This window comes from Sediminibacterium roseum, from assembly GCF_009939005.1.
Taxonomy (GTDB): Bacteria; Bacteroidota; Bacteroidia; order Chitinophagales; family Chitinophagaceae; genus Sediminibacterium; species Sediminibacterium roseum.
In genome coordinates this window covers 664,743-682,662 of sequence record NZ_JAACJS010000002.1, presented here as the reverse complement: position 1 = coordinate 682,662, position 17,920 = coordinate 664,743, and the positions used below count along the sequence as shown (strand labels likewise).

The following is a 17,920-nucleotide window of genomic DNA, read 5'->3' as shown; positions in this document are numbered from 1 at the left end:
GACCTTTTAAAAACAAAAACCCTCACATTGCTGTAAGGGTTTTTTATCGTTTGGTTACGGTCTTATTTGTAAGATGGCATCAAACCTTTTGCGAGGTTTACCATTTTGGCCAGGCTCTCATCGTTCAATTGTCCTTTTTTGAACTCTGCAAGTACATCAGGCAATTTGTTTTCCATATCGGTAAGGAAGTGTGATTCGAAATCTTTCACTTTTGAAACCGCTACGTCTTTCAACAAACCTTGTGTACCGAGATAGATGATCGCTACCTGTTTTTCTACAGTGAACGGCGTGTACTGCGCCTGTTTCAGGATCTCCACGTTGCGCGCACCTTTGTCGATCACGTTCTTGGTAGCCGCATCGAGGTCTCCACCAAATTTCGAGAACGCTTCCAGCTCGCGGTAAAGTGCCTGGTCGAGTTTCAGTGTACCTGCCACTTTCTTCATCGATTTGATCTGCGCATTACCACCCACACGGCTCACAGAGATACCCACGTTGATCGCCGGGCGGATACCCGCATTGAAAAGGTTACCCTCGAGGAAGATCTGTCCGTCGGTAATCGAGATCACGTTGGTAGGAATGTATGCTGATACGTCGCCCGCCTGTGTTTCAATGATCGGCAAAGCGGTCAGTGATCCGCCACCTTTTACAAGGTGTTTGATCGATTCCGGCAGGTCGTTCATGTTCTTCGCAACATCGTCGTTCGCGATCACTTTTGCAGCTCTCTCCAGCAAACGGCTGTGGAGGTAGAACACGTCACCAGGATACGCTTCACGTCCCGGAGGCCTTCTCAGCAACAAAGAAACTTCACGGTAAGCCACCGCCTGTTTCGACAGGTCATCATAGATGATCAGCGCCGGGCGGCCTGTATCGCGGAAGAACTCCCCGATCGCAGCACCCGCAAATGGTGCGTAGAACTGCAAAGGAGCCGGATCTGAGGCTGACGCGCAGACAATGGTTGTGTAAGCCATCGCACCGTTATCGCTCAATGTTTTCATAACACCGGCTACGGTTGATGCTTTTTGTCCAACGGCTACATATATACAGTATACAGGTTTACCTGCATCGTAAAATTCTTTCTGGTTGATGATGGTATCCACGCAGATGGCGGTTTTACCGGTCTGGCGGTCGCCGATCACGAGCTCACGCTGTCCGCGGCCAACCGGGATCATCGCATCGATCGCTTTGATACCTGTCTGCAGTGGTTCTTTAACCGGCTCACGGTAGATAACACCCGGTGCTTTACGCTCCAGTGGCATTTCGTACAGCTCACCCAGCAATGGGCCTTTGCCATCGATCGGTTCACCGAGTGTATTGATAACACGGCCAACAACACCTTCTCCCACTTTGATAGAGGCGATCTGTCCGGTTCTTTTTACTTTGGCACCTTCCTTGATTTCTCCGCCTTCTCCCATCAATACCACACCCACATTGTCTTCTTCCAGGTTAAGGGCGATGGCTTTTACGCCATTGTCGAATTCAACGAGCTCACCACTGCGTACGCCGTTGAGGCCATACACACGGGCGATACCGTCACCCACCTGTAATACGGTACCCACTTCTTCCAGGTCAGCGGAGGCATTGAAGTTGCTGAGCTGCTGCCTCAGAATCGCTGATATTTCGTCGGGTTTAATGTCTACCATGATCTATCTTCTTTTATGATTGTTTAAAATTCTTGTTTCTATTTTTATCGCAACTGCTGTACGAACAGGTTTCCTGCAAATTGTTTTTTAACATCGTTCAGGTCCCTGAGTATGCTCGCATCCACCAGCTTGTTGTTGAACTCGAGTACAAAACCACCGATGAGTTTTTCATCAACCACTGTTTCCAGTTCCACCGAGCCGAGGTTTTGTGCGCTTTTTACTTTTGCCTCGATCGATTTTTTCAGTTCATCGCTTACCGGAACGGCAGTGGTCAGTTTAACCCTGTGTATCCCTTTGATGGCATTGTACTGGTCAATAAAAGCAGAAGCAATTTCAGGAAGATCGCTCTCGCGTTTCTTCTTTACCAGCAATGTGTTGAATGAATCTGTGAGCGCGCTTACTTTTCCTTTGGTAACAGCAGCAACGATGTTGTTCTTCTGATCGGTATTGATCACCGGGCTCTTCAGCACTGCAACAAACTCTTTGCTCGATTTGCAAACCGCCTGTAAATATTTCATGTCAGCATACACCGCTTCCAGCTGGCCTTTCTCTGTAGAAAGGTCGATCAGGCTTTTGGCGTATCTGTCTGCTAATCTCGGGTTAGGCATCTTTGTTAATTAGTAATTAGAAATTAGTAATTAATAATTGAGTATAGTGGTAATGGTTGGTATGCTTATAATTGCCCATTACTATTAGTACCTGGTGATTATTAATTCAGTTTCACTCCTTCTGCAAGGTCCTTGATGTATTTCTCCTGCTCGCTTTTGTTGCTCAGTTCGCGGCGGAGGATCTTCTCGCTCACTTCGATAACCAATGCACCAACCTGGTTTTTTACGTCGGTCAATGCGGCATTTTTTTGCTGGAGGATGGCTGCCTGTGCATCTGCTACGATGCGGTCGTATTCTGATTTTGCCTTGTCTTTTGCTTCGCTGATCATTTTAGCCGATTGTTCCTTTGCTTCCTTGATCATCGCTGTGCGTTCTTCACGCGCCTGCGCCATCAATGCTTCGTTCTCGTTTTTGAGAGCGGCCATTTCGCCTTTCACTTTTTCAGCGGTAGCGATGGCTTCGGCAATACCTGCTTCACGCTCATTCAGTCCTTTGATGATCGCGGGCCATGCAAATTTTTTCAGAATAAAGAAAACGATCAGGAACGCAAGCAGCGTCCAGATTAATAGCCCCGGGCCGGGTGTAAGTAATTCCATGATGTTTTATTTTTTGACCTTTCCTGTCCTTCCCTTTTACCGGGAACTGAGGAGGGAAGTTAAAGTAAACTGCACCCTCCGTCCTGTACTTCAGGTGCAGTTTAGTAATTTGTTACAATGGTTTATTTCAATACCATTGCAAGGAAGCCTACGATGATTCCGAACAATGCGGCACCTTCTACGAGGGCTGCAGCCAGGATCATGTTCGCGCGGATATCGTTCATTGCTTCAGGCTGGCGCGCGATGCTTTCTACGGCACCTTTACCAATCTGACCGATACCTAAACCTGCGCCGATTGCAGCCAAACCTGCACCTACCGCGCCACCCGCGTTCGCAACGCCATCCAACAAAATTGTAGTCAAACTCATGATCGTTTTATTTACAGTTAAAAAATACTTGTTTATACATGCAGTGTTTCGCCCTCATGATCCCCGCCCTCGAATGCCGAACCGATGAACACCGCGGTAAGATTGGTAAAGATGAACGCCTGTAAGAACGCCACCAATACCTCGATCATATAAATAAATACCGTGAACCCTACTGCTACGGGGCTTGTTCCCCATCCGGCCGCTTTGTTCATTTCGCCGAAGATGAATATCAGGGAAATAAGACAGATGATAATGATGTGCCCCGCCACCATGTTCGCGAACAAACGGATGATCAAGGCAAAGGGTTTGATGAACACGCCGAGAAACTCTACCAGCACCAGGATCGGTTTTACAAAACCCGGAACACCCGGCGGGTTGAAGATGTGGCCCCAGAAATGGCTGTTCGTGCTCGCGATGATCACCACGAACGAGATCAGCCCCAATACAACTGTGAACGCTATGTTCCCGGTTACATTCGCCGTGCCTGGTATCAATCCGAAAATATTGTTGATGAGGATAAAGAAGAAAGTAGTTAACAGGTATGGCAGGTATTTCTGCCATTTTTTGCCAAGGTTGGGCCTTGCTACTTCATCACGTACAAAAATGATCAGCACCTCGAGTAAATTCTGTTTGCCTTTTGGCGCAGAAGTAACGCCATGGCCCCTTTTATAGGCACCGGCAATAGAGAGCATCAGCCAGGTAAGCACCGCCAGGGCGATCATCATCTGTACCACGTTGCGCGTAAGCGAAAGATCGTAAACCTTGATGCTTTCGTTGATGCTGCCGTCTTCGTTTACGGCAACGATCTTTTCGCTGGTGATCTTGTATCCGTTATAGGTTGCATGACCATGCTCAAAACGGGAAGATGAGAAAAGACTGAGGCCCTTTTCTTTTGAATAAAGGATAACAGGCAAAGGAATGGAAATGCTGTGTTCAGCGCCATCGCTGCCTTTGTATTCTGTAATGTGGAACTCGTGGTTATCGAGGATGTGACCGAAAATTACGCCGGCTGCGTCGAAACCCTCTTTTTTCTCTTCGTGGCCGCCCGCCGCCTCATGTTCCCCCTTGCCGGCCGTTTCACCGGAATGGGTAGTATCATGCTGTGCAAGCAAAGGAGCCGAAAAAAAGATCGTAAACAGGCTGAAAGTCGCTACCAGTATATATTTCACAGTTCTAAGGGCCATACCTCTTTCTAAATTTGCGGCAAAGATAGGGGTAAGGTGCTGAAAAATGTGAACGGGGCGGGAGAAAATGGAGAAATTTATCCGCCCGATTCTGGATCGTCTTCGGCCATAAGACGCTTCAGTTTTTCTAAAACGGATACATCAATCTGATCTTTAGGTCGATTGGCGGCTTTTTTTGAATAAATTAAATGATTAATATGTAAAAAAGGGATGGTAACCGGCCCCAAATCGGCCATTGCGGCAGCTTGCAGGCACTGTTCGAACGATAACTCTTCCAGCCCTTTTACGGCCACCATAAGGTCTAATCTCATTCCATTGTTAAGATTGAAATGTGTCCACCCGGGAACAATCTGGAGTGTTTCGAGCATGAAGTAGTCCGTCCCGCAGTATTCTTTCATCGCCAACCGAAATCTTGTCCTGTTTTCCCGCGTATCATCGATCCATACGTCGATATCATCTGTTGTCCGTTGATAACCGTGCAGATTGGTAGCTACGCCTCCGATCATTATATATCGAACTTCATTTTTGTTTAAGGAAACCCAAAAATTTATCAGTTCCTCGTTGAAAATGTCCATATACTGCTCAATTAAGCTTGCCCGGTTGCGTTGAGGGGTTTGTGGGTGATTTTTGCTTTGCGGAACATCAGGTTCATTTTCATTAACTCTGCCATCATATTGAAACGCTCAGCATATGTGCGTTTCAGCGCATCGCGCAATTGATCCAATTCTGCTTTTTCAAAATAAGCATTTTGATCGGGTTCGTTTAATATGTTGTTGTTTTCCGACATTGTTACACCAACGCAGTCTTCTTCATCTCAAACTGCATCTCATGCAATTTAGCATAAAATCCACCCAGCGCCAACAGCTCTTCGTGGTTGCCCATTTCTTTAACTTCTCCTTTGTCGAGCACAATGATCTTGTCGGCCTTGCGTATGGTTGAAAGCCTGTGCGCGATCACGATAGACGTTCTGCCCGAAATAAGCGCATCCGTTGCTTTCTCTATCAGCATTTCGCTTTCTGTATCAATAGAGGAAGTGGCCTCATCCAATATGAGTATAGACGGGTTGTACAGCAAGGCGCGTATAAACGACAGCAGCTGCCGCTGTCCAAGGCTCAAGGTGCTTCCGCGTTCCATCACATTATAATCGTAACCGCTCGGAAGCTGTGTGATGAATTCATCAACGCCGATCATCTTCGCAGCGGCGATCACCTGCTCGCGCGTGATGGCGGGGTTGCGCAGGGTGATGTTGTCCATCACCGATCCCGAAAACAGGAACACATCCTGCAAAACCACACCAATGCTCTTCCGCAAGGTATCCAGTTTGTAGTCGTTGATGTTTACGCCATCCACCAGTATCTCTCCCTGTTGTATATGATACAGCCTGTTGAGCAGGCTGATGATCGATGTTTTGCCGCTGCCGGTATGCCCCACCAGCGCCACCGTTTCTCCCGCCTTCACCTGGAAATTGATGTTCTTCAACACATAATTCTCATCTACATAGGCAAAGGAAACGTTCTTGAATTCGATCTTTCCTTCTACCAGTACCGGGTCGTAGGTTTTTGCTGGGGCGGGAGGCGTAACATCATCATTGTCGAGCACTTTCAATACGCGTTCGGCGGCCACCATTCCCATCTGGAATACGTTGAACTTATCGGCGATCACGCGCAGCGGCCGGAAGATCTGGTTGAGGTACAAAATAAAGGCAACGAGCAGACCCGCCGAATCTTTCGTGGGATGCCCGGCGATCCACCACACGAGCAGTCCCATGCTGATGGCCAGCACCACTTCCACCACAGGAAAAAATACGGAATACGCAAAGATCGCCTTGATGTTTGCGTTGCGGTGTTCGGTATTGATCTTTTTGAATTTGGCCATCTCCCTTTCTTCCGCGGCAAAAGCCTGCACCACCTGCATGCCGGTGATGTGCTCCTGCACAAAAGCATTGAGCGCCGTTACGGCATTGCGCACGCGGATGAAACTTTTGTTCACGCTCTCCTTGAAATAATAGGTGGCGATGATCATTACAGGGAAAGGAATGAGGCTGATCAATGTAACGCGCCAATCCATCCAGAACATCCACCCCAGGGTGATGACGATCGTGAGCAGGTCGGCAATGATCGGGATCAGCCCATCCGAAAAAATATCGTTGATGCTTTCGATATCGTTGATGGTCCTGGTGGTAAGCGTGCCGATCGGCGTTTTATCGAACTGCCTTAAATTAAGGCTCAGGATTTTCTGGTACACCGCATTGCGCATGTCTTTCACCACACTTTGCCCCATCCATGCCGTGATGAACGTGAAGAAGAAACGGATCGCTGTTTCTACAAAAAGAAAGATCACCTGGAAAATGCTCACGGCAATGATGAACTGCGTGGCATCCGAAAGATCTGACTTGAACAGGAACAGCTCGAGCCAATGCGGAACTGCGATCGGTTTGCCCGTGGCCTTGTCTACGGTAAGCTGTATCAGGTACGGCCTGATGGGCGCAAACACGGCCATTACGATGGCCAGTACCAGGCTGATGTAGAAAAACGAACGGTAAGGCCGCACAAAACGGAACACCCTTCCCAGCAGCGACACATCAAATATTTTCTTTTTCGGCGATTGGCTCATAGTGAGGTGCAAATTTAAGGAGTATAACGGCAGGGATTCTGCCGATCATAATTTAAGTTGAACGCGGCTTTAATGGGTTTGACCATTTTAACCCCTCACCGCTCCAACTCATCGCTCCAAACGCTTAACTTTGCAGGGATGAGTGAGCAAGCACCTGAAACCCTTTCCGAACCCGTTTTACCGAAATACAATCTCAATCCCGAACAGGAAAAAAATGAGATCATCAGGCACTACCGTGCCCTGTTGCGGAGCCTGCGCCCCAAATTGAAAAAAGGCGATAAGGAACTGGTACGCGAAGCTTTCCAGATGGCCGCAGAGGCGCACAAGACCATGCGGCGCAAGAGCGGCGAACCCTATATCCTTCACCCCATAGCCGTGGCGATGATCTGCGTGGAAGAGATCGGCCTCGGGGTTCGCAGCACCATCTGCGCCCTGCTGCACGATACCGTGGAAGACACAGACATCACCCTCGAAGATGTGGAAAGGGAATTCGGCCCGGAGATCGCCCGGATCGTTGACGGGCTCACCAAGATCTCCAACGTAATCGATACCAATACGAGCCAGCAGGCGGAAAACTTCAAAAAGATCCTGCTCACGCTCACCGACGACCCGCGCGTGATATTGATCAAGCTGGCCGACAGGCTCCACAACATGCGCACACTCGATCACATGAAACGCGAGAAGCAGCTGAAGATCGCTTCCGAAACGGTTTGGGTGTATGCGCCGCTGGCGCACAGGATGGGGCTGTACAACATCAAGACCGAACTCGAGGATCTTTCCATGAAATACATGGAGCCGGAAGCCTACCGCGACATCGCCAGGAAACTCTCCGAAACCAAACGGGAACGCACCCGTTACATCAACGAATTCATCAGGCCGCTGAAAGAAAAGATGACAGCAGTAGGATTGAATTTCGAGATCTACGGACGGCCAAAAAGCATCCATTCCATCTGGACCAAGATCAAAAAGAAATCCGTTGCCTTCGAAGAAGTTTACGATCTCTTCGCCATACGGGTGATACTGGATTCGGCGCCCGAGAAAGAAAAAGAAGACTGCTGGAAAGTATATTCGATGATCACAGACGAGTACACGCCATCGCCCGAAAGGCTACGCGACTGGCTGAGCAACCCGAAGAACAACGGTTACGAGGCCCTGCACACAACCGTGATGGGGCCGCAGGGTAAATGGGTGGAGGTACAGATCCGCTCCAAGCGCATGAACGAGATCGCAGAGAAGGGCCTTGCCGCGCATTACAAATACAAAGAAGAAAAAAGCGACGAGGACCGCTTCGATAAATGGTTTGGCCAGATACGCGAAGTGTTGAACACGCAGGATACGGACGGGGTTGACTTTTTACAGGATTTTAAAACCTCCTTCCTCGCCGAAGAAATTTACGTATACACGCCAAAGGGCGAAGTAAAAATGCTCCCCACCGGGAGCACGGCGCTCGATTTTGCCTTCGCCATCCACTCGGCCATCGGCACCAAATGCATAGGCGCAAAAGTGCATCACAAACTGGTGCCCATCAGCCATAAGCTGCGCAGCGGCGACCAGGTGGAGATCATTACCTCTAACAAACAGAAGCCTTCGGAAGACTGGCTCGGTATTGTGGTTACGGCAAAGGCCAAAAGCAAGATCAAGGATGCGCTGCGCGAAGAGAAGAGAAAGATCGCAGAAGACGGAAAATACACCTTGCAGCGCAAGATGGAAGGCATGGGCGCGGCTTACAATGAACACAATATTAATGAGCTCGTACAGTTTTACAAACTTCCATCGCCGCTCGACCTGCATTACAAGATCGCAACCAAGGCAATCGATCTGAAAGAGCTGAAAGAATTCCAGGTATTGGGCGATAAGATAGAACTTCCAAAGCCCAAGCCGGTTGTTACCGAGATACAGCCCGAGGCACCATCAAAAAATTACAGCAAAAAAGATTCAGAGCTGATCATTTTCGGGGAGAGCAGCGATAAGATCATGTATGCCCTTGCCAAATGCTGCAACCCCATTCCCGGCGATGATGTGTTTGGATTCGTGAGCACCGGAAAGGGCCTGATCATCCACCGCACAAGTTGCCCCAATGCCGCGCAGCTGCTCGCCAATTACGGCCACCGGGTGGTAAAAACGAAATGGGCAAAGAACAAGGAGATCTCTTTCCTCACCGGCCTCAAAATTGTGGGACTGGACGATGTTGGTGTGATCAACAAGATCACCAACGTGATCAGCGGCGACCTGCGCATCAACATCGCGGGGCTGACCATCGAATCGAGGGAAGGACTGTTTGAGGGTACCATCAAAGTGTTTGTGCACGATAAAGAGGAACTGGAAGTACTGGTGAATGCATTGAAACAATTGAACGGGATACAAACGGTTGACAGGTTTGATACAGAAAACTAACCAGGAGAACCGGGAAACACAGGTACCGGTACCAGGAATACGGGTAACAAAGAGCCGGACTTGTGATTTCATGTAAAATACCATCCAGCTTCGCGGCTACTTGTTTCTTGTTGCTTGTTTTTCGCTTACTTTTGCCGCGATCCAAAATAATTTTATGGTTGACGTACTGTTAGGCTTACAATGGGGCGATGAAGGCAAGGGAAAGATTGTCGATTATTTCGCACCCAATTATGATATCATCGCCCGTTTCCAGGGTGGACCAAATGCAGGGCACACCTTGTATGTAGAGGGAAAGAAAATGGTGCTGCACCAGATCCCTTCGGGCATTTTTCACCAGAATACCATCAACATCATTGGCGGTGGCGTGGTGCTCGACCCGGTTACCCTGAAAAAAGAATGCGACGCCGTTGCAGCGTATGGCATCGATGTAAGAAAAAATCTTTTCATCTCGGAGCGCACCAACATCATTATACCAACGCACCGTGCACTCGATAAGGCTTCGGAACTGGCAAAGGGCGAAGCGAAGATCGGTTCTACCTTAAAGGGCATCGGGCCGGCATACATGGATAAAACCGGGCGCAATGCACTGCGTGTGGGCGATCTGCTCGACAAAAGTTTTACCACCAATTACATCAAGCTGCGGTTGAAACACCAGAAACTGCTGGATAACTTTCATTTTATTGAAGACATTTCATCATGGGAAGAAGAATTTTTTGAGGCCATCGAGTTCCTCAAAACGCTGAACGTGGTGAACTGCGAATATTTTATCAACGACCAGATCGCCAAAGGCAAAAAAGTATTGGCAGAAGGTGCGCAGGGAAGCATGCTGGATATTGATTTCGGAACTTTCCCTTTTGTAACCTCATCCAATACCATTTCGGCAGGAGTCTGTACCGGGCTTGGCGTTTCCCCGAAACTCATCAATGAGGTAATGGGCGTAACCAAAGCATACTGCACACGCGTGGGCGGCGGGCCCTTCCCAACCGAACTGGACGATGCAACAGGCGAAGAACTTCGGAAAATAGGCAGCGAATTCGGTGCCACCACCGGCAGGCCGCGCCGTTGCGGATGGATAGACCTTGTGGCGCTTCGTTATGCATGTATGCTGAACGGGGTTACACAGGTAATCATGACAAAAGCCGACGTACTCGATTCATTTGCCGAGCTTAAAGTGTGCACCGCGTACAACATCGATGGAAAAGAAACCAAAGAAGTACCGTTCCGGATCTCAAGGGTGAAGATAGACCCTGTGCTGGAGGGTTTCCCGGGCTGGAACATGGATACGACCCAGATAAACGACGTGGCAGCTTTGCCCGCAACTATGACGAATTACATTAACTTTATAAACAGCAGCATCGGGGCCCCGGTTAAATATGTTTCAAACGGGCCGGGCAGAGAACAGATCATTCATCTGTAGGAATTATTGGCACTTCATTTGTGACGTAAAAATTTTTTTGGTTAATAATAATTTGCGTTGAAATTTTACGCAATAATCTTATTAGGATATGGCAGCGAAATCTGATAAGGGTCCTAAATCCACGACTCCGAAAACACCGGCAAAAAATGCTGATGCGAAACCTTCTTCCAAAAGCAAAAAACAAATGGAAGAAGACGACGATGATTTGGAAGATGATGATGAGGATACCGCACCTGTGAAAAAAACAGCAGCAAAAGGATCATCAAAAAAATCAAAAGACGATGATGATGAAGATGATGATTCAGATGTTGATGTAGACGATGATTGGGAAAAACCGGAAGAAGGCGACGACGACTGGGATCCTGATTTTGATGAATTCGACATCCCCAAAAGCAAGGGCAAGAAAGCTGCGGGCGCCGGTGGCAAAAAGAAAGGCGACGATGACGACGACTTCAAGCTCGACGACGACTTTAAAGAGTTCGATCTCTTCAATGATAAAAGTGGTGGATTTGATGATGATGAAGATGATGATTTTTAATCATCGCAACTGCCAGTGAACAGAACAACCGCATCTTTTTCAATACAACATACCGATGTATGCAAACAGCAAATGTTGAACTGGGCAAACCGGTTCAACATTTGTTGCTTTCTGGACAACCACCAGTACCATTCGCAGCACCAGGCCGTTGAGTGCCTTGCGGCCGCAGGCGCAGTAAACATCTTTTCACCGGGCGAAAATGCATTGTCGCAACTCGATGCATTCAGTAATACGCACCACGACTGGCTCTTTGGCCATTTTGGCTACGACCTCAAAAACGAAACCGCCCCGCTCCATTCGCAGCACGAAGACAGGATCGGGTTTCCCGATGTGTTTTTCTTTCAACCGGAAACTGTTTTGCAGTTGAAGGATGATACACTTACGATCTCCTGTCTTGAAAAAGATCCGGCTGCGGTATACCAGGAAATAAGCTCCCTGTCCATTACCGGAACAGATGAATCGTGGGCGATCCCGATCCGGCAGAAGATCCCGCGCAGCGATTACATTGCAACGGTTGAAAAACTGCGCGATCATATTTTGCGCGGCGATTGTTACGAGATCAACTTCTGCCAGGAGTTTTTTGCAGAAGATGTTGAAGTAGATGCACTGCAGGTTTACCGCCGTTTAACTGCCATATCGCCCAACCCTTTTTCCTGTTTTTACAAGCTGAACAACAGGTATGTTTTGTGCGCAAGCCCGGAAAGATACCTTCAGAAAAAAGGGAACCATATCTTATCCCAACCCATCAAAGGAACATTCAAACGCAACGCGTTGGATGCAGCGGCCGATGCGGCACTGAAACAGCAACTGCAGCAAAGCGAGAAAGACAAGAGTGAAAACGTAATGGTGGTAGATCTTGTGCGCAACGATCTGAGCCGGATCTGCGAAGAAGGTTCGGTAAAAGTAGACGAGCTGTTTGGCGTGTACAGCTTCCCACAGGTGCACCAGATGATCTCAACGGTAAGCGGCGACTTGAAACCCGGTATAACGCTATCGAAGATCATCACCGCCACCTTTCCCATGGGTAGCATGACGGGCGCGCCGAAAAGAAGGGTGATGGAGCTGATAGAACAGTATGAAAAAACAAAACGCGGCATCTACTCCGGCGCAGTGGGATACATAAGCCCGGGAAAGGACTTCGACTTCAACGTAGTTATACGGAGTATTTTATACAATGCGGCCAACCGGTATCTCTCGTACCTCGTGGGTGGGGGCATTACTTTTTACAGTGATCCCGGAAAAGAATACGAAGAATGTTTATTGAAGGCCGAAGCGATAAGGAAAGTACTCTCGTAGCGCTCTTCTATTTGGCCGGCGAACTCGTGTTGCCGTCCAGCAACGCCCTTACCGACTCCATCAGGAAATTATTCTTGCGCGCATGAAAGACCGCGACCTTGTCCTTTTGCAAACGCAAGGGATATTTCTTCCCTTCTGCCAATGTTTTATCAAAGCCCGGGTTCCATTTGTTGAACTGGTTGATTTCCATCGCCAGACCGTTTGCAACAATAACAGAGTTGTAACGGCCGCTGATCTCTGTGGTGGCGGTATTCTCGAGGTCGAGATCGGTAAGCACAGCCTCCTGCGGTTTGGCAAACAATTGCTTCTGCGCCTCTGTTTCGCTGGCGGTAAGGGTGGTCCATCCGCCGCTTCCTTCAAAAACATAATGGGTACCGATGAATTTTTTGACGTGGTTGCGTGTTTCTTCGGGTAAATTGTACTGGAGCTCCCAGAAATCCCTGCTCCCCGATCTTTTGATGGCTTGCCTTACACGTCCTGCGCCGCCGTTATAAGCAGCCACTACGAGCAGCCAATCGCCAAATTCAGTGTACAGCTCTTTCATAAGTTTGGCGGCCACGTGGGTGCTTTTGTAATAATCCATTCGGTCGTCGCCCGCGCCACCGGTGCGCAGGCCAAAACGCCTTGCTTCATAATCCATCAACTGCCACGGGCCAACGGCACCCGCCCATGAAACGAGGCCGGAGCTGAGGTGGCTCTCAATCACGCTCAGGTATTTCATTTCTTTGGGAACACCGTAAAGGCTCAGCACATTATCATAAAGATCGAAATAGGGTTTGCCCCACGACTTCATTCTCTCCAGCTCCTTGCCCTGTTTGCGGATGTATTCCTGCACAAAAGAAACCGCACGCGGGTTCAATTGCGTTGCATACGGCTTGGTTGCATCGAAAGTATTTGATGCGAAAAGACTCTTAAAACCGTTTTTGTCTGAAATAGTAGAATCGGAGATGAGCTGGCCGTCGTCTGGTTTATTGGTGAAAGACATGGTGGCCATGCTTCCCACCACGAAAGAGAAACCCACCAGCCCGATCCTGGCCAACGAAATATGACTATTGATATTGATACCGAACCATCGCATGCCTATCGAATTCGTGAAACAAATAGCTGACAGGGCCATGTTGAAAGAACCAGTCAGTTACCTACCCCGCCATCTGTGTAAGCTGTTGGGAAAGGCGCAGCAAAGATACCTCATCAAAATGAGAAGTCATTACCTGCAGGCCAAACGGCATGCCATCGGGGTGTTTAAAGAGCGGGATGGAAATAGCGGGTATCCCGGCCAGGTTGGCGAACACCGTATATATGTCTGCCAGGAACATTTCAACCGGGTCGCTGCTCTTCTCCCCGATCTTGAAAGCGGTAGAGGGAACGGTAGGCGAAACAATCGCATCGTAATTAGAAAATAGCTGTTTCGTACGATCGCACAACAACTGTCTAACCTGCTGGGCCTTAGTAAAATAGGCGTCAAAGTACCCCGCACTCAGCACAAAGGTGCCCAGCATGATGCGCCGCTGCACTTCTTTACCGAAACCCTCGCTGCGGGAGGCCTTGTAGAGCTCCGTGAGATCGCCGTTGGCGATGTTGGCGCGGTAACCGTATCTCACCCCGTCGAAGCGGGAAAGGTTACTGGAAGCCTCTGCGGTAGTTAAAACATAGTAAGTAGGAACAACATGTTCAAGCAACTCGAAATCAACGGCTTCTACAACATGCCCGGATTCTGTTAATTTTTTTATAAACGACTCGATCGACGTCCTTATAGCCGCATCCAGCCCGGGATGTTCCAGCGCTTCCTTGAAATAGGCGATCCGGTATTTTTTTTCCGGCCCGGGCAGTGCTTCCGCAAACGCAGGCACTTCCCGTTGCGAAACGGTGCTGTCGAAATCATCCGCACCCGAGATCACTTCGAGTACGATCGCTGCGTCTTCGACCGAGTTGGCAAAAATGCCGATCTGGTCGAACGAAGAAGCGTAGGCGATCAAACCATAGCGGGAAATTCTTCCATAGGTAGGCTTCAATCCCACCACACCACAGAAATCCGCCGGCTGGCGAACGGACCCGCCCGTATCACTGCCCAGGCTCACCATGCACATACCGGCCTGCACGCTTACTGCGGAGCCGCCGGAAGAGCCACCGGGCACGCGTTCTTCATCGATGCTGTTCTTTACCGGGCCGAACGCAGAGTTTTCATTGCTGCTGCCCATGGCAAACTCGTCGCAGTTCTGCCTGCCGATCACAATGGCGCCGGCGGCCAATAATTTATCGACTGCGGTTGCGTTGTAAACGGCCGTAAAATTTTCGAGAATGCGGGAAGCCGCGGAGAGGGTATGGCCTTTGTAACTGATCACATCTTTCAACCCAACCACCACGCCATGCAAAGGTGGGAGCTCAGAAAGGCCATTGCGTTGGAGATCCAGTGCTGCTGCGGCTTTCAGCGCCTCATCATCGTATACTTCGAGAAAAGCGTTGAGGTGTTTTTTTTGCCTGATGACATCCAAATAACAACGAACGGCCTCCACGCAGGTGGTTTGGCCGTTCTGTAATGCTTTATGATAGTCTTTGATTGAGCTGTAGCGAAACAAAGGCTAAAATACTTTTAGAAATGAATTACGGTTGTGGGGTAGTAGTTGTGGTTGTGGTCTGGTCTTTTTCTTTCATGCCTTCTTCCAGTTCTTTCTTAACGTTGCTCTTTGCATCGTTGAATTCGCGGATGCCTTTACCCAGCCCTCTCATGAATTCAGGAATCTTCCTGCCACCGAACAATACTAATACTACTACTGCAATCAGTAATATTTCTTGGAATCCTAAGTTGCCCATAAAAATTGTTTTAAGAGATGTGAAGGTAAGAGAAAACCAATATTCTCCAAGTAATTAATAGGTAAATACGCTGCAAAACATGTTTTAGACGCAATAAAAAAGCGAAAGTTTAGCATTTACTAAACTTTCGCTCCTGTTTATTTTGAAACCGCTGTTCTTAGAAGCGTTTTTCTTTGATACGTGCGCTCTTACCGCTGCGCTCACGCAGGTAGTAGAGTTTTGCGCGGCGGACTTTACCGGTCTTGTTCAGAACGATAGAATCGATGTTTGGAGAAAGCATCGGGAAAAGACGCTCCACACCTACGCCATCTGATATTTTACGTACAGTAAATGATGCCGTAGCGCCATTTCCCTGTAATTTGATCACATCTCCACGGAAATCCTGGATACGCTCTTTACCACCTTCTACGATCTTATATTTCACAGTAACATTGTCACCAGCCTTGAATTTAGGATGGGTCTTCTGTGTGGTCAACTGGTCGTGTACAAATTGAACTGCTGCGTTCATAACTTTTCTTTTTTGCGGACGGCAAAGGTAAGGATAATTGATAATTAATAATTAGTAATTAGTAATTATTTTTTTGCAAGCCCTGTGGTTGCATATTTATGCTGTTTTTATGTTTGACAAAGGCCACACATTAATCTTTAGTTACAATTATTACTTCCTAATTACTAATTCCTAATTTCTAATTCCTAATTTCTAACTACGAATTAGAAATTTATCGCGCAATATTTATCGCCCTTTTCTCCCTGATCACCGTAACCTTGATCTGGCCGGGGTAGGTCATTTCTGTTTGTATTTTTTGTGCGATCTCGAAGCTTAGTTTGTCGCTGTCTACGTCTGTTACCTTATCTGCTTCTACGATCACGCGGAGTTCGCGGCCGGCCTGGATGGCGTAGGCTTTTTCTACACCGGTATACGTTAACGCGAGATTTTCAAGGTCTTTGATGCGCTGGAGGTATTGCTGCATGATCTCGCGGCGTGCACCCGGCCTCGCACCGCTGATTGCATCGCAGGCCTGGATGATCGGGGAGATTACGTACTGCATCTCCATTTCATCGTGGTGCGCACCGATGGCATTTACCACCGCAGGGTTCTCACCATACTTCTCTGCCAGTTTTGCGCCGAGCAATGCGTGTGTGAGTTCGGTTTCTTCGTCGGGCACTTTGCCGATATCGTGGAGCAGGCCCGCGCGTTTTGCCAGCTTCGGGTTCATACCCAGCTCTGCGGCCATGATCGCACAAAGGTTGGCCGTTTCGCGGCTGTGCATGAGCAGGTTTTGCCCGTAAGATGAACGGAAACGCATCTTGCCCACTATGCGTACCAGTTCCTTGTGCAGGCCGTGAATACCCATCTCGATCACTGTTCTCTCTCCTATTTCGATGATCTGTTCTTCCAGTTGCCTGCGTGTTTTTTCTACTACTTCTTCGATACGTGCCGGGTGGATACGTCCGTCTGACACCAGCCGCTGCAGGCTCAAACGCGCCACTTCCCTTCTCAGCGGATCGAATGAAGAAAGGATGATCGCCTCCGGCGTATCGTCAACGATCAGGTCAACACCCGTTGCCGCTTCGATGGCGCGGATGTTGCGTCCCTCACGGCCAATGATCTGCCCCTTGATCTCATCTGTTTCGAGGTTGAACACGGTAACCGTATTTTCAATGGTTACTTCGGCAGCGGTACGCTGTATAGACTGTATCACGATCTTGCGGGCCTCTTTGTTGGCCTTCAGTTTCGCGTCTTCGATGATCTCCTGTTGTAAAGTAAGCGCCTGCGAATGCGCCTCGGCTTTGAGGCTTTCTACGAGCTGCGTTTTTGCCTCTTCGGCGCTGAGGCCGGCAATTTTTTCAAGTCGGCGGATGTGTTCCTCCTGGTGTTTCTCCAGTTCGGTACGCTTCTGGTTCACCACCTCTATCTGGCGGTTGAGGTTTTCTTTGATGGCCTCGTTCTCTTTAACCTGTTTGTCGAGGTTGGCCTCTTTCTGGTTAATAGACTGTTCTTTCTGTTTGGCACGGTTCTCAGACTCGCCCAGTTTGCGGTTGCGTTCGTTCACCTCACGCTCATACTCGGATTTCAACTGAACGAAGCGTTCTTTCGCTTCCAGTTGTTTTTCTTTTTTGATCGTTTCGGCCCTTAGTTCGGCCTCTTTGAGAATATTTTGAGCCTGCTGCTCAGCCTCTTCTACCTGCTTTTTCGTGTTCCTGGCGAAAATAAGCCTACCCGCTACAAGCCCCACAATCAGTGCACCTACACCAATTATAATATACATGACATTCTGGTCCATGGTTTTGGAATGTTTTTAAATAGTTCGCAATCAAATAGAAACGTTGTTCACATCTCATTTTCCTGTCATAAGTAGTGATACCGGACGAAGATACGGAAAATGAACATCGAACGCCGAACAGCGAACCGCGAACTTGAATATTGCCTATTTACAAGGGTAAGCTGAGCCGG

At 48.6% G+C, this 17,920-nt stretch carries 17 protein-coding genes; 4 read left to right on the top strand and 13 right to left on the bottom strand.

Features of this window, described 5'->3' with window-relative positions; translation table 11 throughout:
• Window positions 1–62: 62 nt before the first annotated feature.
• The 8 genes from atpA to GWC95_RS02915 form a co-directional block, all read right to left on the bottom strand.
• Complete coding sequence (gene atpA, locus GWC95_RS02950) at window positions 63–1,640, bottom strand: F0F1 ATP synthase subunit alpha (RefSeq protein WP_161817172.1); 1,578 nt, start codon at window positions 1,638–1,640, stop codon at window positions 63–65.
• A 44-nt stretch (window positions 1,641–1,684) separates the two neighbouring features.
• Window positions 1,685–2,248: an ATP synthase F1 subunit delta gene (atpH, locus tag GWC95_RS02945; protein ID WP_161817171.1), complete on the bottom strand. Its 564-nt coding sequence runs from the start codon at window positions 2,246–2,248 to the stop codon at window positions 1,685–1,687.
• Window positions 2,249–2,349: 101 nt separating this feature from the next.
• A complete protein-coding gene (gene atpF, locus GWC95_RS02940) occupies window positions 2,350–2,844 on the bottom strand; it encodes a F0F1 ATP synthase subunit B (protein ID WP_161817170.1) in 495 nt (164 codons plus the stop codon).
• Between the two features lie 122 nt (window positions 2,845–2,966).
• Entirely contained in the window at window positions 2,967–3,212 is a 246-nt protein-coding gene (atpE, locus tag GWC95_RS02935; RefSeq protein ID WP_161817169.1) for an ATP synthase F0 subunit C, read from the bottom strand.
• Window positions 3,213–3,244: 32 nt separating this feature from the next.
• Window positions 3,245–4,396 (bottom strand): F0F1 ATP synthase subunit A, encoded by a 1,152-nt coding sequence (gene atpB, locus GWC95_RS02930; protein WP_161817168.1) that lies wholly within the window; start codon window positions 4,394–4,396, stop codon window positions 3,245–3,247.
• Between the two features lie 77 nt (window positions 4,397–4,473).
• Window positions 4,474–4,971, bottom strand: a complete 498-nt coding sequence (locus GWC95_RS02925) for a hypothetical protein (protein WP_161817167.1) — start codon at window positions 4,969–4,971, stop codon at window positions 4,474–4,476.
• 11 nt (window positions 4,972–4,982) lie between these two features.
• Window positions 4,983–5,183 (bottom strand): hypothetical protein, encoded by a 201-nt coding sequence (locus GWC95_RS02920; protein ID WP_161817166.1) that lies wholly within the window; start codon window positions 5,181–5,183, stop codon window positions 4,983–4,985.
• 2 nt (window positions 5,184–5,185) lie between these two features.
• Window positions 5,186–7,009 carry an ABC transporter ATP-binding protein gene (locus GWC95_RS02915; RefSeq protein ID WP_161817165.1) on the bottom strand — a complete coding sequence of 608 codons (1,824 nt, stop codon included), beginning with the start codon at window positions 7,007–7,009 and terminating at the stop codon, window positions 5,186–5,188.
• A gap of 138 nt (window positions 7,010–7,147) precedes the next feature.
• On the opposite strand from GWC95_RS02915, the gene GWC95_RS02910 reads away from it, so the two are divergent.
• From GWC95_RS02910 to GWC95_RS02895, 4 genes are all read left to right on the top strand, one after another.
• Window positions 7,148–9,403: a RelA/SpoT family protein gene (locus GWC95_RS02910; protein WP_161817164.1), complete on the top strand. Its 2,256-nt coding sequence runs from the start codon at window positions 7,148–7,150 to the stop codon at window positions 9,401–9,403.
• A gap of 154 nt (window positions 9,404–9,557) precedes the next feature.
• Entirely contained in the window at window positions 9,558–10,820 is a 1,263-nt protein-coding gene (locus tag GWC95_RS02905) for an adenylosuccinate synthase (protein ID WP_161817163.1), read from the top strand.
• Between the two features lie 88 nt (window positions 10,821–10,908).
• A complete protein-coding gene (locus GWC95_RS02900; RefSeq protein ID WP_161817162.1) occupies window positions 10,909–11,358 on the top strand; it encodes a hypothetical protein in 450 nt (149 codons plus the stop codon).
• 15 nt (window positions 11,359–11,373) lie between these two features.
• Entirely contained in the window at window positions 11,374–12,654 is a 1,281-nt protein-coding gene (locus GWC95_RS02895) for an anthranilate synthase component I family protein (protein ID WP_317164073.1), read from the top strand.
• A 7-nt stretch (window positions 12,655–12,661) separates the two neighbouring features.
• On the opposite strand, the gene GWC95_RS02890 is transcribed toward GWC95_RS02895, so the two are convergent.
• From GWC95_RS02890 to rny, 5 genes are all read right to left on the bottom strand, one after another.
• A complete protein-coding gene (locus GWC95_RS02890) occupies window positions 12,662–13,732 on the bottom strand; it encodes a lytic transglycosylase domain-containing protein (RefSeq protein ID WP_161817161.1) in 1,071 nt (356 codons plus the stop codon).
• Window positions 13,733–13,793: 61 nt separating this feature from the next.
• Window positions 13,794–15,230: an Asp-tRNA(Asn)/Glu-tRNA(Gln) amidotransferase subunit GatA gene (gene gatA, locus GWC95_RS02885; RefSeq protein WP_161817160.1), complete on the bottom strand. Its 1,437-nt coding sequence runs from the start codon at window positions 15,228–15,230 to the stop codon at window positions 13,794–13,796.
• 25 nt (window positions 15,231–15,255) lie between these two features.
• Window positions 15,256–15,465: a Sec-independent protein translocase subunit TatA/TatB gene (locus GWC95_RS02880; RefSeq protein ID WP_161817159.1), complete on the bottom strand. Its 210-nt coding sequence runs from the start codon at window positions 15,463–15,465 to the stop codon at window positions 15,256–15,258.
• Window positions 15,466–15,622: 157 nt separating this feature from the next.
• On the bottom strand, window positions 15,623–15,973 hold the full coding sequence (gene rplS / locus GWC95_RS02875) for a 50S ribosomal protein L19 (RefSeq protein WP_161817158.1): 351 nt from the start codon (window positions 15,971–15,973) through the stop codon (window positions 15,623–15,625).
• Window positions 15,974–16,184: 211 nt separating this feature from the next.
• Complete coding sequence (gene rny, locus GWC95_RS02870) at window positions 16,185–17,750, bottom strand: ribonuclease Y (RefSeq protein ID WP_161817157.1); 1,566 nt, start codon at window positions 17,748–17,750, stop codon at window positions 16,185–16,187.
• Between the last annotated feature and the right edge of the window lie 170 nt (window positions 17,751–17,920).

Coding starts and splice junctions, on each gene's coding strand:
- atpH (WP_161817171.1), bottom strand. CDS start 2,248: ATGCCTAACCCGAGATTAGCAGACAGATACGCCAAAAGCCTGATCGAC.
- rny (WP_161817157.1), bottom strand. CDS start 17,750: ATGGACCAGAATGTCATGTATATTATAATTGGTGTAGGTGCACTGATT.
- GWC95_RS02925 (WP_161817167.1), bottom strand. CDS start 4,971: ATGGACATTTTCAACGAGGAACTGATAAATTTTTGGGTTTCCTTAAAC.
- GWC95_RS02910 (WP_161817164.1), top strand. CDS start 7,148: ATGAGTGAGCAAGCACCTGAAACCCTTTCCGAACCCGTTTTACCGAAA.
- GWC95_RS02920 (WP_161817166.1), bottom strand. CDS start 5,183: ATGTCGGAAAACAACAACATATTAAACGAACCCGATCAAAATGCTTAT.
- atpA (WP_161817172.1), bottom strand. CDS start 1,640: ATGGTAGACATTAAACCCGACGAAATATCAGCGATTCTGAGGCAGCAG.
- GWC95_RS02900 (WP_161817162.1), top strand. CDS start 10,909: ATGGCAGCGAAATCTGATAAGGGTCCTAAATCCACGACTCCGAAAACA.
- GWC95_RS02915 (WP_161817165.1), bottom strand. CDS start 7,009: ATGAGCCAATCGCCGAAAAAGAAAATATTTGATGTGTCGCTGCTGGGA.
- atpB (WP_161817168.1), bottom strand. CDS start 4,396: ATGGCCCTTAGAACTGTGAAATATATACTGGTAGCGACTTTCAGCCTG.
- GWC95_RS02880 (WP_161817159.1), bottom strand. CDS start 15,465: ATGGGCAACTTAGGATTCCAAGAAATATTACTGATTGCAGTAGTAGTA.
- GWC95_RS02905 (WP_161817163.1), top strand. CDS start 9,558: ATGGTTGACGTACTGTTAGGCTTACAATGGGGCGATGAAGGCAAGGGA.
- atpF (WP_161817170.1), bottom strand. CDS start 2,844: ATGGAATTACTTACACCCGGCCCGGGGCTATTAATCTGGACGCTGCTT.
- atpE (WP_161817169.1), bottom strand. CDS start 3,212: ATGAGTTTGACTACAATTTTGTTGGATGGCGTTGCGAACGCGGGTGGC.
- rplS (WP_161817158.1), bottom strand. CDS start 15,973: ATGAACGCAGCAGTTCAATTTGTACACGACCAGTTGACCACACAGAAG.
- GWC95_RS02890 (WP_161817161.1), bottom strand. CDS start 13,732: ATGCGATGGTTCGGTATCAATATCAATAGTCATATTTCGTTGGCCAGG.